At 65.8% G+C, this 2,847-nt stretch carries 1 protein-coding gene and 1 pseudogene; both read right to left on the bottom strand.

Annotated features, from left to right (window positions below; all coding sequences use genetic code 11):
* Positions 1-65 precede the first annotated feature (65 nt).
* Positions 66-919: pseudogene (locus tag CWO89_RS42635) on the bottom strand (TIGR01459 family HAD-type hydrolase).
* Between the two features lie 15 nt (positions 920-934).
* A complete protein-coding gene (locus CWO89_RS42640) occupies positions 935-2,410 on the bottom strand; it encodes an EAL domain-containing protein (RefSeq protein ID WP_130584186.1) in 1,476 nt (491 codons plus the stop codon).
* Positions 2,411-2,847: the final 437 nt, after the last annotated feature.

Consider the following 2,847-nt stretch of genomic DNA (forward strand, 5'->3'; position numbering starts at 1 on the left):
GGCAGCCCCTCACCCCAACCCTCTCCCCGCAAGGGCGGGGCGAGGGAGCGGAGGCGCGCCCACGCCTACCACCTCAACTCCCGGATCAGCGCCTTCGGCGGGTGGCCGAACAGCTCCGTCACCGAGGCCGGATCGAGCTGGTCGACGCCTTCGAACTGTTCGGAATGGATGCCGCGGGTCACGAACAGGCAGTCGATGCCAAAGCCCTTGGCGCCCGCAATGTCGGTGCGCACGGAATCGCCGATTGCCAGCACGCGATTGAGTTCGACCGGATGACCGCGGCGTTCGGCCGCCAGTTGCATCGCGCGCTCGTAGATCGGCTGGTGCGGCTTGCCGTAGAAGATCGATTCGCCGCCAAGCTCGCGATACAGCTCGGCGATCGCGCCCGCGCAATAGATCAGCCGGTCGCCGCGCTCGACCACGATATCGGGATTGGCGCAGATCAGTGAAAGCTTGCGTTCGCGCGCCTTCAGGAGCATTGCGCGATAGTCTTCCGGAGTCTCGGTCTCGTCGTCGAACAGGCCGGTGCAGATGATGTAATCGGCCTGTTCCAGCGGCGTCAGCGGCGCATCGAGGCCGCGGTGGATCGAGGAGTCGCGCTCCGGGCCGACCCAGTGGATCTTCTTGCCGGGATGCTCGGCGACGAAATGCCGGGTCAGGTCTCCGGACGAGACGATCGCATCATAGGTCTCGTCGGCCACACCCAATTTGCGCAATTGACGCTGCACCGAGTCGCCGGCCGTGGCGCGTTGGTGATGAGGATGACGGTGCCGCCCTGCTGGCGGAACGTATGCAGTGCCTCGCAGGCCTCGGGAAACGACTCGAGCCCATTATGCACCACGCCCCAGACGTCGGAGAGCACCACCTCGACGTCGCCAACGACGTCGCGCAACCGCTCGACAAAGTGAAGTGAGGTCATGGCAGCGCGCGCCGCCTAGCCCGGGCCTGCGATGCGGCGCGCCAGCGCGGCATTGCCGGTAATCCGCTGCGAAGGGTCGATGGCGGGGTTATTCTGGGGGACGGGAGTGCTGGCGCCATTGGCTTCCTGCGGCTTGGGCGGCGAGGCCCCGGCGGTAGCAGATGCGCCTTCGGGCCGCAACGGCCGCGGCGGGGCGAACAGGAACCCCTGGCCGAACCGTACGTCGTAGTCGAGCAGGTCGACGACGGCGCGCTCGCCCTCGATCTTCTCGGCGATCAGGTCGATGCCATAGCGGCCGAGCAGGTCGGACAGGTCTGAGGGGTGAATGTCCGAGGTCGAGCTCTGCCTGGGATCCAGCAGCAATGCCGCCGGCACCTTGATGAAGCGTACGCCGCGGTCGGCGAGCTCGCGCGGCTCGAAACGGAGGTCGCTGACGTTGTCGATCGAGAAGCGGTAGCCGCGCTGCGACAGCGCAGCGAGATGCTCGCTCTCGGTCGGGCCGAGATTACGGAAGGTCGACTGCTTGAATTCGAGCACGAAGGATGGCGCCAGCGCGCGATTGGCTTCGAGGAAATCCAGGCATTGGGTGAAATTGACGGCGTTGCCGAGCGTCGCTGCGGAGACGTTGCAGAACACGCCGACATCCTTGTTGCGGACCATCAGCCGGCGCAGCACCTGCACACAGCGCAACATCACCATGTGGTCGATGCGCCCGATCAGGCCGCCGGCTTCCGCTGCGCCGATGAAATCGTCGGCGGCGACGATCTGGTCGCGCTCGTCGCGCAGCCGCGTCACCGCCTCATAGTAGCGCACCTTTCGCTGCGGCAGCGTCACCATCGGCTGCAGGTAGATGTCGAGCCGGTTGGCGTCGATCGCATTCCTGATGGCGGTGACGAGCTGAGTCGGGCTGCGTGAGGCCGCAATGGCTTCTGCCGGGGCTGATACCGCCGGTGCCGGTGCTGCGAAAACCTGTGGGGCCGTCGTCGACGCGGCGGCCCTCCACACGGCGCCGGCTACCGGAGCTGAAGCGGCAGCGCGTGGCTCTGGTTCCGGCTCCACGACGGGGCTGCTCGAAGGCGCGCTCGCAGTTGCCAGCATGTCTTCATGGCTGGCGACGGAGGCTGCAAGCTGCTTGACCAGATTGCCGAGCTCGTTGATTTCGCCGACCACGGCCTGCAGGCGGTCGGCGCTGGCGGAATTCGCCGACACCACGCGGCCCTCGACGGCGGCGAGCCTGCGGCCGAATTCGGCGACCTGGCGGGCGAGGTCGGCGGTGCCGCGGGAGAGGTCCGCGATCTGGCCGCCGACATCGGAGCGGTCGCGCAGCCGCATCGACACGGCGTTGTAGAGGATCAGGAAGGTCAACGCGGTCAGCGCCACGATGGCCGATTCGGTTCCGCTGATGCCAGCCACCGAATAGAGCACAAGGCCGAGCGAGGCCGCGACCAGAACCATGCAGATGGCGATGAAGATCGTCGAAATGCGAATCATGTCGCGCGCGTTACGCCCTCAGGTTTGGCTGTCCACCTCGGCTGTCCCACCCGGGAAAACACGGGCCTCTTTGGCGCGGTCTTGTCTGCGCTCCCCAAGCGGGACCACTGTACCATCAAGTTTGATTCGGCAGGCAAGTGTTCTTTGGAGGACTTAAGACACCGCTGGCCCAAGCGTGTCGGCCGCCGAGACTCGCTCCGCGGTCATTCCGGGGCGTCCGAAGGACGAACCCGGAATCCATCGAGCCGCAGGCGTAAGCGGATGAATGGATTCCGGGCTCGACGCTTTGCGTCGCCCCGGAATGACGGGGAGAAAGTTCGCCAGCAATTTCAACCTGATTTGCCTCGTCCAGTCCTTTGCGCAAAAACATTCCGCTTCCGCCGTCGGGCAAATCAGTGATTTAACTCCGCGCGTCTCACGGTGGATGAGGGGCGGCT

It is taken from the genome of Bradyrhizobium sp. Leo170 (genome assembly GCF_004296405.1).
In the GTDB taxonomy this organism is placed as follows: domain Bacteria; phylum Pseudomonadota; class Alphaproteobacteria; order Rhizobiales; family Xanthobacteraceae; genus Bradyrhizobium.

What these genes read in the sequence shown, in the direction of transcription:
- CWO89_RS42640 (WP_130584186.1), bottom strand. Translation starts at nt 2,410, where the DNA reads ATGATTCGCATTTCGACGATCTTCATCGCCATCTGCATGGTTCTGGTC.